Source organism: Flavobacterium sp. LC2016-12, assembly GCF_015351595.1.
GTDB lineage: Bacteria > Bacteroidota > Bacteroidia > Flavobacteriales > Flavobacteriaceae > Flavobacterium.
Window position 1 is genome coordinate 102,537 of record NZ_JADKPT010000008.1, and the last position, 19,627, is coordinate 122,163.

The following is a 19,627-nucleotide window of genomic DNA, read 5'->3' on the forward strand; positions in this document are numbered from 1 at the left end:
GTACAAGTATCTTTTTTAGTTTCAAGATCTTTTGAGATTCTGTACGATATATAGCCGATGCCAAATATTATGGCCACCAGAATTGTCGTTATATAATTTTCCATATTTATTTTTCTTCTTCGTTATGAACTACGGCTACCGGTTTTCCGCTAACTTTTTCTTGTAAATGTTGGAATACGATGAATAATACCGGGATGATCAACAACCCTAGAATTACTCCTGAAATCATACCCCCGGCGGCACCAATACTAATCGAGTGGTTACCTTGTGCCGATGGTCCTTTGGCACTCATCATCGGAATTAATCCTACTACGAAAGCCAGTGACGTCATGATAATTGGACGTAAACGTAATTTGGCTGCATCTATAGAAGCTTTAACCAAGGCCTGTCCGGATTTTCGTTTTTGGACGGCGAACTCGACAATCAAAATCGCATTCTTGGCGAGCAATCCAATTAACATTACCAATGCAACTTGTACATAAATGTTATTTTCAATTCCTGTTAAACCAATGGCTACGAATACTCCAAAAATTCCTGCAGGTATAGATAGGATTACTGCTAAAGGCAAAATGTAACTTTCGTACTGTGCGGCAAGTAAGAAATAGATGAATATCAAACACAGTAAGAAAATAGTTGCCGATTGACCTCCGGAAGAAATTTCTTCACGAGTTTGTCCTGACCATTCATAACTATATCCTGCAGGTAATTGTTGAGCTGCTACTTCTTCAATTGCTTTAATCGCATCTCCGGAACTAAATCCTGGTTTCGGAATCGCATTAATCGAAATCGAATTAAACAAGTTGTATCTCGAAGCGGTTTCAGAACCATAAATACGGCTTAGTTTAACTAAAGTATTTATCGGAACCATTTCGCCATTTTTGTTTTTCACAAAAACTCTGTCAATAGCTGACGGATCTGCTCTGTCGGCAATATCGGCCTGAACTACAACTCTGTAATATTTACCAAATCTATTGAAGTCAGAGGCTTGTGCGCTACCAAAATAAGCCTGCATTGTTTGAAGGATATCTTTTACTTTAACACCTAACTGATCGGCTTTTTCATCGTTGATATCCAATTGTAATTGAGGATAATCTGCTTTGAAACTGGTAAAGGCTACAGCAATTTCAGGGCGTTTCATCACTTCTCCAATAAAGTTTTGTGAGATTCCACTAAACTTATCCAGTTTACCTCCGGTTTTATCCTGAAGCACTAAATCTAAAGCCTCAACGTTACTAAATCCGGGAACAGTTGGGAAACTAAATACGAAGAAGCTTCCTCCTGAAATCGCACCCAATTGGCCACGAACCTGATTCATGATTTCGTCAATATTTTTAACCTCGCCACGTTCTTCATTTGGTTTAAGCAATACGAAAACAACGGCTGATGATGGGCTTGTAGAATTCGTCAATAAGTTGAAACCAGAAATAGCAGTTACAAATCGTGATGCATCCAATTTTTTCAAAGTGTTTTCTGCTTCAGTCATTACTTTCTGAGTTCCATCTAATGATGTTCCGGAAGGCGTATTAACAGCAATAGCAATAAAACCTTGATCTTCTGTTGGGATAAATCCGGCAGGAGTAGTTTTCACCATTACAATCGTAGCGAAAGTAATTAAGGCCAATCCACCTAAACTAACCCATTTGTTACGAATTAAGAATTTTAATCCGCCAACATAACGGTTGGTCAATGCTTCAAAACTATTGTTGAATCCGGTAAAGAATTTCTCTTTAAATCCTTGTTTTTTGTATGGAGCATCTCCTTCGTGTGCAGCGTGATTATCTTTTAAGAATAAAGCAGCAAGGGCAGGGGATAATGTCAAAGCGTTTACGGCTGAAATTACAATTGCAATCGCCATTGTAAAGGCAAACTGACGATAGAAAACCCCGGTTGAACCTTCCATAAAACCGACCGGCAGGAATACAGCAGCCATTACCAGCGTAATCGAGATAATAGCACCCGTTATTTCGTGCATTGCTTCATGTGTGGCTACTTTTGGAGACAGATGTTTGTGCTCCATTTTCGCATGCACGGCTTCGACGACGACAATCGCATCATCCACCACAATACCAATCGCCAGAATTAAAGCGAAAAGCGTTAAAAGGTTGATCGAAAAGCCGAATAACTGCATGAAGAAGAACGTTCCTAAAATTGCTACAGGTACAGCAATAGCCGGAATTAATGTTGATCTGAAATCCTGCAAGAAGATGAAAACAACTATAAATACCAGTATAAAAGCTTCAATCAAAGTGTGTTCAACCTGTTCGATCGATTGGTCAAGAGATACTTTTGTACTGTAGAAAATATTGTGTTTTATTCCTTGTGGGAAATCTTTAGAGGCTTTCACCATCAATTTATTAATGGCAATCTGAATTTCATTTGAGTTAGAACCTGCTAACTGAATAACACCAATTACAACTCCTTTTTTACCGTTCAAACGAGTTAAACTGTTATAAGAGTAAGCACCAAGCTCCACTCTGGCAACATCTTTTAAGCGAAGGATTGAACCATCTGCATTCGAACGAATGGCAATGTTTTGATAATCCTCCGGTTTAGTAAGTTTCCCTTTGTATTTAATTACGTATTCAAAAACTTCTTTACTTCTTTCTCCAAATTTACCCGGAGCAGCTTCTAAACTTTTGTCCTGAATCGCTGCCATAACTTCATTTGGCGTAACATTGTAAGTCGACATTTGAGTTGGGTTTAACCAAACTCTCATCGAATAATCTTTAACTCCACCAAAAATACTGGCAGAACCTACACCCGGAATTCGTTTAATCTCCGGAATAATATTAATTTGAGCATAATTGGCAACAAAAGTCTGATCGTATTTCGATTCGTCTTCTGTGTACATACCAATCGCCATGATGAAACTGTTTTGTTGTTTCGCTGTGATTACACCTTGCTGAACAACCTCTGCAGGCAACTGACTTGTAGCCTGAGCAACTCTGTTCTGAACGTTAACTGCGGCCTGATCAGCATCTGTACCTAATTTAAAGAAAACAGTAATCGCAAGTGTACCATCGTTACTCGCTGTTGAACTCATGTATGTCATGTTTTCAACACCATTTATAGATTCTTCCAGAGATGGTGCAACCGAACGTAAAACCGTTTCGGCATTCGCTCCCGGATAAACCGCCGTAACCAAAACCGAGGGAGGCGCAATATCAGGAAACTGTTGTAAAGGCAATTTTGTAAGTCCAAGTACACCCAGGATCACCAATAAAATGGAGATTACGGTTGCCAGTACAGGTCTTTGTATAAATATTTTGAACATTGTCGTAAAAATTATTTTTTGTTAATTATTTGGGCAACTTCAGCAGTCGATTTTTGAGGTTGGATCACTTGTCCTTCCTGAAGTTTGTCGATTCCGCTTAAAACAATTTGGTCGCCAGATTTTACACCTTCACCAATAAGATAGTTAGTTCCGCTTTTACCGATAATCGTGATAGGCATTTTGTTTACTTTATTTCCTTTGTTCAGGGTATAAACAAACACCTTATCCTGCATCTCGATAGTAGCCGATTGTGGTACCAGAATCGCATCGTCGTGATTGATTCCTAAACGAATTTTTCCTGTGTTTCCAGAACGTAGCGTTCCGTTAGCATTTGGGAAAGTTGCTCTTAAAGTAATTGCACCGGTGTTTTTATCAAATTGACCATCTACCATATCAATTTTTCCTGATTGTGCATAAGCATTATTATCAGCCAAAATCAAAGTTACAGGAGGTAATTTTTTGATTTTATCACCCAATGTATTTCCTGCATATTGTGTTTTGAATTTGATGAAATCAGTTTCACCAAGAGAGAAGTAAACAAAAACTTCATGTACATCAGAAAGTTTGGTTAACGGTTCAATATCAGTAGCCGAAACTAAACTTCCTTGTTTTTTAGGCAATCTTCCTATGTAACCACTAACAGGGGCTGTCACATTAGTATATCCTAAATTAATTTTAGCCGATGCGACCATTGCTCTTGCCTGCTCGATATTAGCAGCAGCAATTTTTTGAGAAGCTTTAGCCGTTTTCAACTGATAATCAGAAACTACTTTGTTTTGAACTAAAGGCGTTAATTTGTCTACTTCTAACTGAGCGTTTATTAAAGCCGCTTCAGAAGCATGAAGGCTAGCCAAAGCATTGTTTAATTGCTCACGGAAAGGACGTTCGTTTATTTTGAATAAAGTTTGACCTTTATTTACATAAGCACCTTCATCTACTAAAACGCGATCAAGGTTTCCGCTTACTTGTGGGCGAATCTCCACGTCTACAGTTCCTTGTATTGAAGCTGGATATTCAGCATCCGTAACAGCATCAGAGTTTTGAATTGCTAAAACTGGCAGGAGTGGAGCTGCCGGAGCAGGAGCCTGCGCTTTATCTGCACAACTACTTAGTACAAGTGCCAGAATAAAACTGGTTATAATTACATTTTTCATTTTCATATTGGTTTTAATTTGTTGGACATTCATTTGAGTTAAAATCTTTTGTAATCTGGCATTCTGGGTATTCATGTTTAATTGAATTAAATTATCTAACGTTGTTAAGTTAAAAGGCGCAAAATTCCATATAGTGAGCCCATTACGATTCCTTGAGAAATCGGTATTAAATTATTTATCACTGTTAAGTAAATAGTAAAAAAAGGTTACTAAATTACTCTGGTTAAATTTCCTAACACTGTTAAGTGCAATGGAAAATTTTTTTACTGTATTGATTTGATGATACCACCAATCGCATCTTTCAGGATTTGATTGTTGATTGTTTCCATTACTTCGCTTTTGTTGATAATGTTAATCGCAATTAAACCGTGAATAACAGAAAAGAAAGTAAAATATTTTTGTTTGATAACTTCAGGGCCCGGATTACTGTTTTTCATAATTTCAGCAATCACCGCGGTGAATAATTTATAGGGTGCTTCTGCAGCCGAACATTGTTGGGAACAACAATTCATTTGCACACCAAACATTACCTGATACATTTCGGTATCTGTAAAGGCAAAATCCCAATACGCCATCCACATGGCTTCTAATTGGTCTTCTGGTTTATCAAATTTAGCTCTGGCGTTTTGTAACTCTTTCGATAATTTAATAAAACCTTTACCGGTTAATTCCGTTAAAATAGCTTCTTTATTCGAGAAGTATTCGTAGATAATGGGAGCAGTGTATTCAATTTTGTCAGCAATCTTTCGCATACTCAGACCTTGCCATCCTTCTTCTTTGACGATAGCATAAGCAGCTTCAAGAATGTTATTTCTTGTCTCTTCTTTTTGTCTTAATATACGATCTTTACTTGCCATTTTGATGAGTATTAAATAATCTAACACTGTTAGGCAAATGTAATACCGATTTTCTGATTATGAAATAATATTATCATAATATTTTCTTATCGTTGTATAGATAATTCAAGAAAGCCTTTAAAAACAAGTGTTTTAAAGGCTTTTTTAAAGTTGTTATTATTTTACGAAAACCATTTCGACATGCTCAATTCCCGCATCCAGGAAATAATTTTGAGTGGTTTCGAATCCATTTTTGATGTAAAAAGCGCTGGCATTTACCTGAGCGTACAAATAAATGTTGTTTTCGCTCTTCAAATCGCCAAGTATTTTTTTCAGAATAGCCTCTCCAACTTTCTTCCCACGATACGAATTCAGAACCGCAATGCGTTCGATTTTTGCTCCTTTCTCCATTAACCTGTAGCGAGCTGCTCCGGCAGGTAAACCGTTTACCGTTGCCAGATAATGAATCGCCTCGGCATCATCCATAGATTCTCGTTCCTGTGAGACATTTTGCTCTTCAACAAATACTTGTCTTCTAATAGCAAATGAGATCGATTCTAATTTTGCATCTTTAATTTTTTCCACTTTAATATCGTTTTCTACTTCTTTAAGAGGATTATGTAGATTCATTTCTTTAATAGTTGTCATTCGGTCAAAAAGATTTTTCGTTTTTAAGTTTTGATTTACTTCGTTTATGGCTTTGTACAAATTGTTTTCTGTATCAGTCAATTCCATTAGAGCCTGCGTCATAACAGCCCACAAAGGTTGTAGTTGTTGTATAAGTTCATTTGCTTTTTCAGTAAGCGTGATCAGACGTTTTCGTTCGTCTTTGGCATCTTTGGCAGAACCAATTAGTTCTTTCTTTTCTAATTCTTTCAAAAGAGAAATTGTAGTAGGATGCGAGTATCCAATTTCGTGGGAAAGCTCCACCACACTAATGGCCTTTTTCTGCGAAAGCACATAGATAACCGGAAACCATTTTGGTTCAAAATCAATATTCTGACTTCTGTAAAATAGCTGTGCCTCTTTTCGCAAGTTCTCCGTCAAACGCTGCAAAAGGTTGCCTAATACTAATGATTGTGATTTTTCTAATACCATAACAAATAATTTGTATGCGAATTTACGTAGTTAACTACATATATTCAAAATGGAAAAAGAAATTTTAAGTTTTATTTATAAAGTTTAGGATTTAATCTGGGTTTTAGCTTTTAGGAGCAGAGGAACTATGCTTTTAAGACGACTTGTCCCGCTATCCGCTATATTCCCGATTAACAAAAACTACGGCTAAAAAGCCTTGTTTTTCTAAATCGGGAGATACGGCTTCTATCGGGGCTAGGCTAGAGGTTTAGTTTTCATAAGATGCTATTAAAAAATGCAAATCATACGTTAGACTGGACTGAAGTCCAGCCCTACAATATTTGTCATTCCTTCGTAATTTTTAGAAATCAGAACGATTTCATTGATTATTTCATTCCCCGAACATTCATTTCCATCGTATAAACACTTTTACTGGCAGTAATAAACAATGTCTTACGTTTTTTTCCTCCAAAACAAACATTGGCTGTCCACGGTTCAGGAACATCAATATGAGCTATTTTTTCTCCCTTTGGATTAAATACGGTAACTCCTTTTCCGGTTAAGTAAATGTTGCCGGCCTCATCTCTTGTCATTCCATCTGAACCTGATTCAGTAAACAGCATTTTTTTGTCCAAAGAACCATCACTGTTGATGGTGTAAGAGTACGTTTTGTTTGCCCCTATATCCGCTACGAATAACGTTTTTCCATCCGAAGTTCCAATAATGCCATTGGGTTTTACAAGGTCATTGTCAACGTTGATAATTTTAGATTTATCCGGAGATAAATAGTAAACACATTCTTTTTCTATTTCTTTGGTGGTATGCATCCAGTAATCTCTTTTGTAAAAAGGATCTGTAAAATAGATACCGCCTTTTGCATCCACCCAAAGATCATTGGGACCATTCAGCCTTTTTCCTTCGAAATTGTTTACTAAAACAGTAGTATTTTTGTTTTGGTCTATTTTCCAAATTTCATTTTTTTCATCGGCACAAGCCAAAAGATTGCCTTCGTGATCAAAATACAAACCGTTAGCTCTTCCTGCATTTTCCATAAAAACAGAAAGTTCGCCATCAACCGACCATTTCATGATTCTGTTATTAGGCTGATCGGTAAAATAAATATCTCCTTTTTTATCTACGGCAGGTCCTTCTGTAAAACTGTATTGATCAGATAATTTTATCAGAACTGCGCCTTTTGCTATTAGGTTATGGTTGCTGTCTTCTGATTTCTGAGCGGATATAAAATTTGTAAAAGCAAAAGCAATAAAAAATAGAAGGTTTGATTTTATTTTAAGGCGAAGGAGGTTCATAATGAAAAGGAGTATAGATTACTTTGAAAAAAATGAAAGGCTAATATAGGATGTTTTGTACGATTCTCATGTTAATTTCTTTGTAGTCATAAATAAGATTCCATTGTTAGCATTGGGATATTCTTTTTTAGGAGCAGAAGAGTTATTTTTTTAAGACGACTTGTCCCGCTTTCCGTTTCAATCTTTTTGGCGAACCCCGCCACAAAAGGATTTACACTTCTATCGGGGCTAGACGAGAGGTTTAGTTTTTATAAGATTATTAAAAAACTGCAAACATACATTAGACCGGACTAAAGTCCGGCCCTACAATATTGGTAGCGCCTCTGGCTCTTTTAAACCTTTTAATGTGCCCATTAAAAGGCCTAGTTTCCATAAGATAAAAAAGCAGAAAAAAATTCCGAAGGAATGTCAAATATTGTAGAGCTGGACTTCAGTCCAGTTTGGATCCAACATTAATAATTCCAAACGATAAACATATACAAATTCATAACGAATTTGTACAATTCCCAAATCCTTCTTTGTGACTATCTTTGTGTTATTAGTTTAAATCAAAAGATAAAAAGATGAAAGCAATAGGATTTAAAACCTCATTACCAATAGATAAGGAAGATAGTTTCATAGAATTTGAGACACCAAAACCAGTTCCGGGAGCGCATGATTTGTTAGTTAAAATTCAAGTTGTTTCTGTTAATCCGGTAGATTTTAAAATTCGTCAGAATAGTGCCAAAGAAACGGTTTTAGAAAACCCAAAAATCATAGGCTGGGATGCTGTCGGAATTGTAGAAGCCGTTGGTGATCAGGTAAGTTTGTTTAAAGTGGGAGATGAAGTTTACTATGCGGGCGATCTTACCAAACAAGGCAGCAACGCCGAATATCAAGTTGTTGACGAACGTATAGTGGGTAGAAAACCAAAATCTCTTTCCATTGAACAAGCTGTAGCAATGCCGCTAACCGGTTTAACAGCCTGGGAAATATTATTCGACAGGATTAGAATCAATCCGGAAAAAGATAAAGGAAAAAGCATTTTAATCATTGGCGGAGCTGGTGGAGTAGGATCAGTTGCTATTCAATTGGCTAAAAAAGTGGCAGAATTAACCGTAATAGCGACAGCGTCGCGTCCTGAATCTATCGAATGGTGTAAACAACAAGGCGCCGACTTTGTAGTAAATCACAAAAATTTGATCGAAGAAGTTCGCCATGCAGGTTTTCAGCAAGTCGATTTTATTTTAGATTTTGTGGATGTGAACCAATATTGGAATGCATTCGTAGAACTTATAAAACCTCAGGGACATATTGGTTCAATCAGTGATCCTGTCGAAAATGTAAATCTTCGTCAATTAAAAGGAAAAAGTGCTAGTTTTCATTGGGAACTAATGTTTACACGTTCTATGTTCCAAACTGAAGATATGATCGAACAACATAATATCTTAAATGAATTATCCAATTTATTAGATAATGGTACGATTCAGTCTACTTTAAAAACGACATTAAATGGTTTAACCGTATCCAACTTCAAAAAAGCACACGAGTTATTAGAATCAGGGGCTACGATCGGAAAAATTGCAATTAAATTTTAAAGAAAATTATAAAACAAAAGCAAGTGAATACGCTTGCTTTTTGTTTTTAAGAGTTAGATATAAGCATTTTTTGTATTATTACAATAAAAAAGAAAATGAAACTAATTTCAGTCATAAGAATTATATTTCTTGTTTTATTTGCTCATCATACTGTACAGGCGCAAGAAGTAAAGAAAGAAACAACTTCAGCCGAGCCAAAATATACAATTGAAAACTGTGTCAATCACTTTGAGTTGGATAAAGCCACTAAAACAAAAGTGGGCTATCAATATTGGTTTGGCGATAAAAACTTCAATCAGGAAAACACGCTTAAAATGAGTATTGTTGAGCCCGGAAAATCAACACACGCACCCCATCACCACGTCGAAGAAGAATTCTTTTATATTCTTGAAGGCACAGCGCAATTCTACCTTGACGGAAAAACCATTACCGCTGGTCCAAATACGAGTTTTTATTGCCCATCCAATATGGAACACGGTATTAGCAATGTTGGAACAACAGATTTGAAATATTTGGTGATTAAGAAAGATTTGAAATAGTAAAAAAACATGGAATCATTTTATATAGGAATCGACATTGGAACTACGGCTACAAAAGCTATTTGTTTTGACATAAATGGGAATGTAATTAAACAGGTTTCAAATGCCTATCCGATGTATCATCCAAAACCGGATTGGAGTGTGCAAAATCCGCAAGAGATTTTACAGACCGTTATAGATTGTATTGCAGAAATTACAAAAAACACTCAACCGGAATTTATAAGTTTCAGCTCTGCCATGCAAAGTATTATTGCCATTGATGAAACCGGTAAACCCTTAACAGATGCCATTTTATGGGCTGATAACAGAGCTAATTCGATTGCAGAAGAACTTAAAAATTCTGAAAAAGGAAAACATTTTTATCAGAAAACCGGAATCCCAATTCATCCTTTTTCACCCATGACCAAAATTGCCTGGTTTAAAGAGTTTGATTCTGATACATTTTCTCAAACCTATAAATTTATAAGTATTAAAGAATATGTATGGCATCATCTTACGAATGAATATTGTACAGACACTTCGATGGCATCCGGAACGGGATTGCTAAACATTCATACTTTGCAATGGGATCATGAAATTTTAGAATTTTTAAACCTGAAACCGGAGCAATTTTCTACAATTTGTGAGGTAACACATCAGTGCAAAGGCGTTGCAGATGATTTTTTGTATGTAATTGGTGGTGGAGACGGCGCTTTGGCCAATCTGGGAACAGGGGCGATGAATAAAGGCTGTATTGCTCTAACCATTGGTACCAGTGGAGCGGTGCGCTTACCAATAGATAAACCGTATCTCGACGAGCAAATGCGTACCCAGTGTTACCATTTAATCGACGACCAATACCTGGTTTTAGGAGCTGTAAATAATGGCGCTATTATTTTGCAATGGCTCAGGGAAACCTTATTGAAAACCGATCAGTCTTTTGAAGTTCTTTTTGAAGAAGAAGAAAAAATACCGGCCGGTTCTGAAGGTTTGCTTTTTGTGCCTTATTTGCTAGGCGAAAGAGCGCCAATTTGGGATGCAGCGGCACAGGGATCCATTTTAGGAATGCAGATTACGCATACACAGGCACATTTGGTCAGAGCCACTTTAGAAGGCATTTTGTATGGATTATTTCAGATAACTGAAATTTTGCTTCCAGATCCTGAAAAAAGAAAGCAAACCAAAGTAATGGCTAGCGGTGGATTTGGTAAAAGTGACCTTTGGCTCCAAATGGTCGCCGATATTTTTCAGATGGAAGTAGAAACCTCCCAAACTATTGAAGGTTCTGCCTGGGGCGCTGTCCTCATAGGCATGAAGTCGATAGGCAAGGATATCACCTATCAAAACAAAACCGGAAAGACTTTTTATCCTAATAAAGCTCATAAAAGTGTTTATGACGCTGCTTTTAATAAGTTCAAAAAAGTGTATCCGGTATTGAAAGATTTATCGTAAAATTTTTTCCACCATATAAGTCAAGTAAGGAAATTTAAGCATTGTTGCGAATGCTGGAAGTTTAGGGCATGTAAGGTTTTTTAATTTCTTTGCGAAGAACGTACTTAAGACATAGCCAACGGTTTCAATCGTTGGGACGCAATATATTTTTACAATACATTTCGCAATCCGTATCCCACGGTTGAAACCGTGGGCTATGATTAAAATTAGAAAAAAACTTTACTCCCGATAGCTATCGGGATTGCGAGATTCTTTTTAACCTTTCGAATCAAAATCAACCATCCATTGCACGCCAAATTTATCCGTAAACATTCCAAAGTAATTACCCCACGGACCAAAGCTTATGGGCATTTCAATTTTACCGCCTGCTGAAAGTCCGTTAAAAAGTGTATCAGCTTCTTGCTGACTTTCTGCGGTGATCATAATGGTATTTCGGTTGTCGTTTTCGTTTACTTTTCCCATGACTTCCATAACGTCGCTGGCCATTAAAGTGCTGCCTTGGCTTATTGGCAATGCAATATGCATGATTTTGTTTAGCTCTTTTTCCGGTATTGGATATTGTTCACTTGAGATGTCTTTATAACGCTTAATCGTTGTAAATTCACCACCAAAAACCGATTTATAAAAGGTAAATACTTGTTCAGCATTGCCGTTGAAATGTATATATGGATTAATAGCTGCCATGATTTCTATTTCTTTAAAGATTCCAATAACTTTTCTAAGTTATCAACAGACATTTTAAAGCCTTCTGTAAAGCCCATTTCAATCATCATCTCTAAACGTTCCAGTGATTCGTTATAAATACTGATATTCACTTTTGTGATACCGTTTTCTTCGCTGAAATTATAATTCCAATCAGAACCGGGTAATACGCGGTTTTCATTTTCGTCTGAAAACGCGTTGTACATTTTAAAATTGGTTTTCGGACTAATAGCAGTAAATTCCTGAACCGCCCAGCGTTCCTGACCTTCTGGACTTACCATCGCGTAAAATCGTCGCCCGCCAACTTCAAAATTCATATATTTTGTTCTGGCTGACCACGGTTTTGGTGCAACCCATTGGTCTAAAAGTTCGGCTTTTGTAAAAGCATCCCAAACTATCGGCAATTCTGCATCAAATTCTCTGGTTATGTACACCGTTTTGGATGGTTTATCAACGGTAAAATCAAATAGCAAATCTGTTCTCATCTTTTTTGGTTTTTTAGTGTTACTAATAGTTCGTCTAGCTGATTAAACTTGGTTTCCCAAATGTCTCTGAATTGTTTGATCCATTTATCAATCTCTTTCATTTTTTCTATTTCAAGTGAATAGTAAATTTCCCTGCCCCGTTGTTCCTGTTTTACTAAATCACATTCCGTAAGGATGCGAAGATGTTTCGAAACAGACTGGCGTGTCGTATTAAAGTTCTCCGCAATAGCATTGGGTGTCATTGCCTGTAGTGCAATCAAGGTTAGAATAGACCTTCTTGTCGGATCGGCTATTGCCTGAAAAATGTCTCGTCTCATACTATTAAAATTTAATTAGGAAGCCAATCAGTTGCAAATATAAGTGCAACTATTCGGTTTCGCAAATTTTTAGTAACTTTTTTTTTTACCATATAATTGATATAAGGCCATTTAAGTATTGGTGTGGAGGCTGGAACCATAGATCTTATAAGTTTTTTTTAGAGCGTAGTAAAGATTATTTCACAGAGTTGCGCGGAGTTGGTGCACAATCTTGTCATCCTAAGGAACGAAGGATCACACAAGGAACTCCACAAAGATTGGGGAATTTCTGTGCGGAGCTTCTAGTGTGATCCTTCGTTCCTTAGGATGACAAAAAAATGAGAAAAATACAAAGCTTATATTTCTAAAATTTTAATCTTACCCCAAAACTTAAATTTTCTTATATGACTTATATGGTAATTTAAGTTTTAAAGCGAAAGCCGGGCAAGGAGTATTTGTTGTAAAATACTCCTTTAGGTGTATTTTTTAAGCATGGGATTAAGGTTAGTTTTGTTTATTCAATAATATACTTGCAAGCATATTTGAGTAAATAAGTGGACAATTAAATGTTCATAATAAACTAAATCTAAAAATCTGAAAAATGAAAAAAAATCTACTTGTCAGCTTTATTGCCATATTGATACTGTTTTTAGGCTCCTGTTCTAACGATGGTGCGCCTGAAGAAGAGCCTATTCCTATTGAAGTAGTACCACCAAACGATAATAACCTAACTGAAATATTGGTTATTCCGAATGGAACTTTAGTCAAATCACCCGATATTCCTGCATCTTCACCAAGTGAGGAAGCACCTGTAATCAGTAATATAGATACAAATCTTTCTTATTCTTCCGGAAGTAAGATCATTTTAGCAGGAGATTTTTATTCGCCTTCAAAAGCAAATCTAAAAGGTGCATATGTACAGGTAAAAGATTCTAACAGTTATTATGATGTAAGTATTGATTCAGATGTTAATAATGGATTAATTTCCCTGCCTATTGGTTTGCCTTCTGTAGTTGAGGTAGACAATTTAATTTTAGTATTGAAGTTCTATGACAAAAGTGGAAAAATAAGCGCTATTACAGAAATTAACATAACAATTACGAAACCAGACAATTGCGATACAACAAAAGTGTCTGGGGGTCACGGAATAACAAGTAACATATTTACATTACCAGAAACATCCGGTCAGGTAAAAATAAGCTACGAAACGTATACCGTAAAAGATAAAATCGATGTTTTCCAAAATGGTATCTGGATAGGAGGAACAGGTTCTTATACGGAAAGAACTACATTAAGAAGAGCTTTAAATTGCTCGGCCGCTACGGAAGAATTGGGTTATGTAGGTGAAAAAGGTGAATTTCTTTTTGATTATAATCCAAGTTTAGGAAAAGAAATTGAAGTCGTTGTGTCAGGTTGTGAAATGGGTGGAACGAAATGGGAGTATGAATTTTCTTGTCCGGGAGATTTTACGCCTGAAGTTAAATTTCCAATAGTTACAACATCTGCTGCCAGTTTAATTACGCCTAATTCTGCCACAACAGGAGGTATTATAGATCTTAACGGAGGCTCGGCTATTACAGAGCGTGGCTTAGTTTGGGATGTATATTCAAATCCAACGACTAATTTAAGCACAAAAGTAATTGAGGCTAATGGTAATGATACTTTTTCTAGTAATTTAAGCAACTTACTGTCTAATACGACTTATTATGTAAGAGCTTATGCCGTGAACAGCGATGGTACGTTTTATGGAAATGAAATTTCATTTACGACAAGTCCTCCGGTAGTTGTAGGTTTCAGCCTTGATGGTAAATGGTTAAGTTCTGCAGGTGTCGGGATAATTATTTCCGGTAATAGCGCAACTTTATATGCGTTTAGTCCTAACTGGGAAATTGCGAAAAACAAAGGTTATGTCGATGTTGGAAGTGTAAAAATGAAAGACATAACAAAAGTAAATAATACTAAATGGAATTGCAGAGACTTGTATTTAACCTCTACCAATGGCCAAATTGATGGTGTAACCTGGTCTTTCGATGGTACAATTACCATGAGTTTAGATGGTAAATCTATCACGGCCACGTCCACCGGACCAGTTTCTGGCAATGTAGGATCTATTGTTTATGATCGGGTAGATTAATGATAAAATTTCCACCATATAAGTAATTAAGGCGATATTAAGCATTGTGATAAAACTCTCGCAGTCCCGATAGTGATCAGGAGTGAAGACGTAAAGGAATGAAAACAAACTTATATTTCTAAAATTTCAAACTTAACCCAAAGCTTAAATTTTCTTATATTACTTGTATGGTGGAAAATTTTTTTATCACTTCAGAATAACCACTTCCTCAGGAACTTTAAACAACAATACACAACCGTTTTTAGAAAATACCGAATGTGTACTTCCGGGTGGCAGGTACATATAATCTCCTTTTTTAAGTTCGTCTTTTCCAGACCGAACTTCACCTTCGACAACATAAATTTCTTCTCCGGCAGGGTGAATGTGATTTGGGTATGATGCGCCGGCTTCAAATTTTAATAAAAAGGCATTAGGTCTTTTTGAAGTTGTATCAAAAGATAAGGCTTTTGAATAAATTCCATCCGTATTTACACCTTCTTCAATAAGAGGTTTCCAGTCTATTTCACTGCTTCTTGTGATTTGTTTTTCCATTGTAATTCAGTTTTTATTGTTTTTATTTTTCATACTAATTTCATCTAAACTCCATTTGTAATTTTCCATAGTTGCCAAAAGAAAAGCGCCCATAGCAAATACAAATACCGAATAATCAAGCGGATCTTTTACACCAAAAGAATATGTCATAGCAAGCGCAAACAGCAAACTCAAAATTGCAGCGCCAATCGAAGCCAATTGGGTTTGATAACCAATGAGTAGGAGCAAACCAAAAACCGATTCGGCAATGGTGGCGGTGATGGCGATTGTGGGAATACAATTTTTTGGGGCAAAAGAATTTACTTTTTCAGCGTAAACCAAAAAACTTTCCCAGCCCGAAGAATAACTTCCCCAAAATCCTAACCGACTCGAAACGGCGGAAATAAATCCAGCTGCTAATGCGATGCGCAAAAGAAAAGCCGCATAATCCTGATATCTTTTCATACACTAATTTGTTAGTAATTATTGAGATACAAAGATGTCGCAAGTACAATTGCTAAAGAATAGAGAATTCCGGAAAAAGCATGTAATTACGAATTAACCGCTCTCTCTTTGAATAATTTTGGAGAAATCTCCGTGTGTTTTTTGAAGAAATTAGAAAAATAAAAAGGATCATTAAAACCCAAAGCATACGCGACTTCTTTCACCGAAAGTTTTTCATAAGTAAAAAGTCTTTTGGCTTCAGAAATAACCAATCCGAAGATGACATTTTGAGCCGTTTTGTTGGTGTGGAGTTTCGAAAGTTCGTTTAGTTTGGATTCGGTAGTACCAATTAAAGCTGCGATTTCGTTTACCGACAAATTTTTTTCGAAATTCTGCAAAGTGGTTTCCAGAAAATGCAGAAAAAGCGCATCCGGTTTGTAGATTTCGTCGCCGCGATTAATTTTGGTGCGATTAATTTCAATCAAAATCAATTCGATTCGGCTGTGAATGGAAATCAAATATTGATATGGCGTTTCGGCTACTTCTTTGCTGATTTCCTCTAATTCCCTAACAATAATTTCAGGATGATCCACCGTAATCATTTCGTTCATTGCAAAATGGCAAAACAAACCGTTGTGGAAAATCAATTCCATGTCATTATCATCTTTACAAAAGAAAGCGTAGGTAAATTCCAAAACAAATCCGGTGGCATTCTGGATGTTTTTGAAATAATGAATTTGTCCGGAAGTAACCGTAATAACGGAGTTTTCGGTCAATACAAATTCATTTTCATCGACAGAAATAGTCGTTGTACCCGAAGTACAAAAAACTAAAACGTATTTCAATACACGTCTCGGATTTTCTAAATCTGCCGCCTGATCAAATGTTTTTATTGAAACCATATTGAGAATAATTGTATATCAAAAATAAGAATTATTTCGCACAGTAGCCCCAATCTTGTCATCCTGATCCCGAGGCTTCGGGAGAAGGATCACACTAGAAGCTCGACAAAGATTGCGAATCAGGATGCTTTTAAGTATAGTATGTCATTCCGACGAAGGAGACTCGAGCGATAGCGACTGGCGAAGCAAATCCCCGCAAGTCTCTATAAAGATTTGCGATTTTGATTAGCATTTTTGGAAGCTGTTAGGTTATGAATTTTATACAATTATTTCCCCGGTTTTCATCCTATAAAATAGTGGACTAAATTCACACCAATCTTATATAATTCCAATTAAATTTTTAATAATGATCTGAATTACAATTAATTAACTTTTAATAAAGAAAGGTTTAACATCGTCTGTTTTCGCTGGCTGTCTGAAATAACTAATTTTAACTAAATCAAAATTAATAACGATTAAATATTTAAAATTATGAAAAAGAATATAGCCATATTAGCAACAAACGGTTTTGAAGAATCAGAATTATTATCGCCTAAAGCCTATCTGGAAGAGCAAGGCTGGAATGCAGATATCATTAGTTTGAAATCAGGAACAATCAAATCCTGGAAAGACGGAAATTGGAGCAAGGAATATAATGTTGATGTAGTATTAGATCAGGCCAATGAAGCAGATTATGATGCTTTGGTTCTTCCGGGAGGCGTTATAAACCCTGATTTATTGAGAAGAGAAGAAGCTGCAGTAAATTTTGTACGTTCCTTTTTTGAAAGTAAAAAACCAGTAGCGGCTATTTGTCATGGCCCTCAAATTCTGGTAGATGCTGATGTTTTAGAAGGTCGAAAAGTAACTTCGTTCTTCTCTATTAAAAACGATTTGATAAATGCCGGAGCACAATGGGAAGACTCAGAAGTAGTCGTAGACAATGGATTGGTGACCAGCCGAAACCCGAATGATTTGCCCGCTTTTAATAAAAAAATGGTGGAAGAAATTAAAGAAGGAAAACACGAGCGTCAGACAGTGTAAAAAGATGTTTTATGTTACAAAAAATGCAGGATCAATTTTGGTCTTGCATTTTTTTTCTTTGGTAGTTGAATTAATAATCAATCGTTAATTCTACATATAAGTTTTTATTTATCGTATAAGATATTAGAAATTGTAGATCTGGTTATCTATATTACTTTACTATCTAAATTACCCTTGCCACACGCTTACCTCAGAAACAATTCCATTATTGAACATTAAAATTAGTGAGCCCGTATTTATTCCAGTATGAGTGTAACCCAGATAATATCTAAAAGTATTTTTTGTTGAAAAACTTTCATCCGGTTTTCCTAACAAAATAATGATTTCACTTTTAGACATTCCAATTAAGTTATTATTGTTTCGCAAACTATTCATCATATCCCAGCGTAATGACCAATTATCTTCTAATTCTAAATCAGCAGTTTTCCATTTTTCAGAATCGAATTTTTCACCAGATATTTTTCCGCGTAGCCCAAAACCGCAAACAATTATTATAATTACAATTAGAATGATTTGATTTATTTTCTTCATGTTTTTTGTTTGTTTTTTCCGTTAGCTGTTTTATCTCAATAACGAATTAGTTCTGTTATTAAAAACACTAATAAAATCATCTAATTTTCTTGAATCTGTACAAGTAAAACAAAAGTTTAATATGGTTACGTTGTTATCTTTGATTTTCTCCGTATAAATGTTTTTATCCGGACAACCATCATAACCTCCAACTTTTCTAATTAAAATAGGTTTTCCCTCCAAATAGAAGGCTAAAGCAATTTGATCAATTTGCTCGTTCAGCCATTTTATCTCTATCGCATTCAACTTTATTTGTTCTTTAAAACCGTAGATAATTTCTAATCCACCAATTGAATTTAGATTTATGGTGGAGTTGAAGTAGTTATTTTTGGGTTTAGTAGCTTCATTAATTGCAAAGCCTTTTGGTGTTCTATTGAGTAGATTGTTATAAACAGTGTCAATCTTAATACCTGTTGTATCTTCCTGAGCACTGATGTGCAAACATGTTAAGAGAAATATTAGTATAAGATAGGTCTTCATAAAGTGTCGTATAACGTTATCCTGTTGGTATGAGTTTCTCACTGGTCTATTTCAAAGAAAACACTATTTCAGTAAACTTTGATTAGATTTTTTAATTAGAGCTATTTCCTGCTGTCCTTCCAATCTTTTGTGTCCGCCGTGGCGGACACAAAAGGATTCCGACACTTCGGGGAGCGGGGGCGGGATATTACTAATTTTCTAACAATAAAAAGCCTAACAAAATTCCTTTTGGCTCCTTTTCGTCAAAATATTTAATTGCTAAATCTATTTCGCTTTTTGAGAACAATTTTTGAATGTCACTTTTTGGTATTATTAATTCTTCGTTATTTTCAATGTTATATTCTGAGATTAAATTTTTTCCATTAAAGAATTGTATTTTTTGCTTTCCATACGATTGAGTATCTCGAAAAAAAATAATTCTCAAATCTTTAAAATTATCCATTTTCTTTATAATGCCAGTTGGTTTATAACAATCAAATTGATTGCTACGAAACAATAATTCAGAACCGTTATAAATCTGCCAGTTCGTAATGGTATCAGTTTTGGTTTCTGCAAAACAAATTTTGGAAGAAATAAAAAAACAGAATAGTATTAAAATTTTTATACATTTCATTTGTACAGGATTTTTATTTAAAGTCAGCTAGTGTTTCACTGTCTCACACAATCAAAGAAAACACTTTTTCAGTAAACTTTGATTAGATTTTTTGTAATTTCAATTTTAATTAGGAGCTAATCCCGCTATACGCTACAATCTTTTGTGTCCGCCGCGGCGGACACAAAAGGATTTCCACTTCTATCGGGGCTAGGGGAGTTGGTTTCATAAGAGGATTTATTCTATTAGGGTAAATAATATTGTAAGAAAAAGAATATATTTTAATGGTTTTTC

19 protein-coding genes are annotated in these 19,627 nt (G+C 35.7%); 5 read left to right on the forward strand and 14 right to left on the reverse strand.

Features of this window, described 5'->3' with window-relative positions:
- Positions 1-106: 106 nt before the first annotated feature.
- From IRZ99_RS14050 to IRZ99_RS14070, 5 genes are all read right to left on the reverse strand, one after another.
- Positions 107-3,274, reverse strand: coding sequence for an efflux RND transporter permease subunit (locus IRZ99_RS14050; protein WP_194657867.1), 3,168 nt, complete (start codon positions 3,272-3,274; stop codon positions 107-109).
- A gap of 11 nt (positions 3,275-3,285) precedes the next feature.
- On the reverse strand, positions 3,286-4,503 hold the full coding sequence (locus IRZ99_RS14055; RefSeq protein ID WP_194657868.1) for an efflux RND transporter periplasmic adaptor subunit: 1,218 nt from the start codon (positions 4,501-4,503) through the stop codon (positions 3,286-3,288).
- 188 nt (positions 4,504-4,691) lie between these two features.
- Positions 4,692-5,285 carry a TetR/AcrR family transcriptional regulator gene (locus IRZ99_RS14060; RefSeq protein WP_026983299.1) on the reverse strand — a complete coding sequence of 198 codons (594 nt, stop codon included), beginning with the start codon at positions 5,283-5,285 and terminating at the stop codon, positions 4,692-4,694.
- 156 nt (positions 5,286-5,441) lie between these two features.
- Positions 5,442-6,362 carry a bifunctional helix-turn-helix transcriptional regulator/GNAT family N-acetyltransferase gene (locus tag IRZ99_RS14065; protein ID WP_194657869.1) on the reverse strand — a complete coding sequence of 307 codons (921 nt, stop codon included), beginning with the start codon at positions 6,360-6,362 and terminating at the stop codon, positions 5,442-5,444.
- Between the two features lie 365 nt (positions 6,363-6,727).
- Positions 6,728-7,651: an SMP-30/gluconolactonase/LRE family protein gene (locus tag IRZ99_RS14070; RefSeq protein WP_194657870.1), complete on the reverse strand. Its 924-nt coding sequence runs from the start codon at positions 7,649-7,651 to the stop codon at positions 6,728-6,730.
- Between the two features lie 563 nt (positions 7,652-8,214).
- Between IRZ99_RS14070 and IRZ99_RS14075 the strand changes: the two genes are divergently transcribed.
- From IRZ99_RS14075 to IRZ99_RS14085, 3 genes are all read left to right on the forward strand, one after another.
- The gene (locus IRZ99_RS14075; protein WP_194657871.1) at positions 8,215-9,228 is read left to right on the forward strand and encodes a zinc-binding alcohol dehydrogenase family protein; all 1,014 of its coding nucleotides are present in this window, start codon (positions 8,215-8,217) and stop codon (positions 9,226-9,228) included.
- 95 nt (positions 9,229-9,323) lie between these two features.
- Positions 9,324-9,767, forward strand: a complete 444-nt coding sequence (locus tag IRZ99_RS14080; protein WP_194657872.1) for a cupin domain-containing protein — start codon at positions 9,324-9,326, stop codon at positions 9,765-9,767.
- Positions 9,768-9,776: 9 nt separating this feature from the next.
- Positions 9,777-11,198 (forward strand): gluconokinase, encoded by a 1,422-nt coding sequence (locus IRZ99_RS14085; protein ID WP_194657873.1) that lies wholly within the window; start codon positions 9,777-9,779, stop codon positions 11,196-11,198.
- A gap of 255 nt (positions 11,199-11,453) precedes the next feature.
- On the opposite strand, the gene IRZ99_RS14090 is transcribed toward IRZ99_RS14085, so the two are convergent.
- From IRZ99_RS14090 to IRZ99_RS14100, 3 genes are read right to left on the reverse strand one after another with little or no spacing between them, the layout of a single operon-like run.
- Positions 11,454-11,882: a VOC family protein gene (locus IRZ99_RS14090; RefSeq protein ID WP_194657874.1), complete on the reverse strand. Its 429-nt coding sequence runs from the start codon at positions 11,880-11,882 to the stop codon at positions 11,454-11,456.
- A 5-nt stretch (positions 11,883-11,887) separates the two neighbouring features.
- Entirely contained in the window at positions 11,888-12,385 is a 498-nt protein-coding gene (locus IRZ99_RS14095) for an SRPBCC domain-containing protein (RefSeq protein WP_194657875.1), read from the reverse strand.
- The gene (locus IRZ99_RS14100) at positions 12,382-12,702 is read right to left on the reverse strand and encodes a helix-turn-helix transcriptional regulator (RefSeq protein WP_194657876.1); all 321 of its coding nucleotides are present in this window, start codon (positions 12,700-12,702) and stop codon (positions 12,382-12,384) included. Before IRZ99_RS14100 ends, IRZ99_RS14095 begins: the two co-directional genes overlap by 4 nt.
- A 580-nt stretch (positions 12,703-13,282) precedes the next feature.
- On the opposite strand from IRZ99_RS14100, the gene IRZ99_RS14105 reads away from it, so the two are divergent.
- Positions 13,283-14,815: a hypothetical protein gene (locus tag IRZ99_RS14105; RefSeq protein WP_194657877.1), complete on the forward strand. Its 1,533-nt coding sequence runs from the start codon at positions 13,283-13,285 to the stop codon at positions 14,813-14,815.
- Between the two features lie 186 nt (positions 14,816-15,001).
- Here IRZ99_RS14105 and IRZ99_RS14110 read toward each other — a convergent pair whose 3' ends face one another.
- The 3 genes from IRZ99_RS14110 to IRZ99_RS14120 form a co-directional block, all read right to left on the reverse strand.
- A complete protein-coding gene (locus tag IRZ99_RS14110; protein WP_194657878.1) occupies positions 15,002-15,346 on the reverse strand; it encodes a cupin domain-containing protein in 345 nt (114 codons plus the stop codon).
- Between the two features lie 6 nt (positions 15,347-15,352).
- Positions 15,353-15,790 carry a DoxX family protein gene (locus tag IRZ99_RS14115; protein WP_194657879.1) on the reverse strand — a complete coding sequence of 146 codons (438 nt, stop codon included), beginning with the start codon at positions 15,788-15,790 and terminating at the stop codon, positions 15,353-15,355.
- An 86-nt stretch (positions 15,791-15,876) separates the two neighbouring features.
- Positions 15,877-16,671 (reverse strand): AraC family transcriptional regulator, encoded by a 795-nt coding sequence (locus tag IRZ99_RS14120; RefSeq protein WP_194657880.1) that lies wholly within the window; start codon positions 16,669-16,671, stop codon positions 15,877-15,879.
- Positions 16,672-17,142: 471 nt separating this feature from the next.
- Here IRZ99_RS14120 and IRZ99_RS14125 point away from each other — a divergent pair, with 471 nt between their 5' ends.
- The gene (locus tag IRZ99_RS14125; protein ID WP_194657881.1) at positions 17,143-17,691 is read left to right on the forward strand and encodes a type 1 glutamine amidotransferase domain-containing protein; all 549 of its coding nucleotides are present in this window, start codon (positions 17,143-17,145) and stop codon (positions 17,689-17,691) included.
- 168 nt (positions 17,692-17,859) lie between these two features.
- On the opposite strand, the gene IRZ99_RS14130 is transcribed toward IRZ99_RS14125, so the two are convergent.
- The 3 genes from IRZ99_RS14130 to IRZ99_RS14140 all read right to left on the reverse strand — a co-directional run bounded on the left by IRZ99_RS14130 (position 17,860) and on the right by IRZ99_RS14140 (position 19,354).
- Entirely contained in the window at positions 17,860-18,222 is a 363-nt protein-coding gene (locus tag IRZ99_RS14130; RefSeq protein ID WP_194657882.1) for a hypothetical protein, read from the reverse strand.
- Positions 18,223-18,252: 30 nt separating this feature from the next.
- Positions 18,253-18,741 carry a hypothetical protein gene (locus IRZ99_RS14135; RefSeq protein WP_194657883.1) on the reverse strand — a complete coding sequence of 163 codons (489 nt, stop codon included), beginning with the start codon at positions 18,739-18,741 and terminating at the stop codon, positions 18,253-18,255.
- A gap of 190 nt (positions 18,742-18,931) precedes the next feature.
- A complete protein-coding gene (locus IRZ99_RS14140; protein ID WP_194657884.1) occupies positions 18,932-19,354 on the reverse strand; it encodes a hypothetical protein in 423 nt (140 codons plus the stop codon).
- Positions 19,355-19,627: the final 273 nt, after the last annotated feature.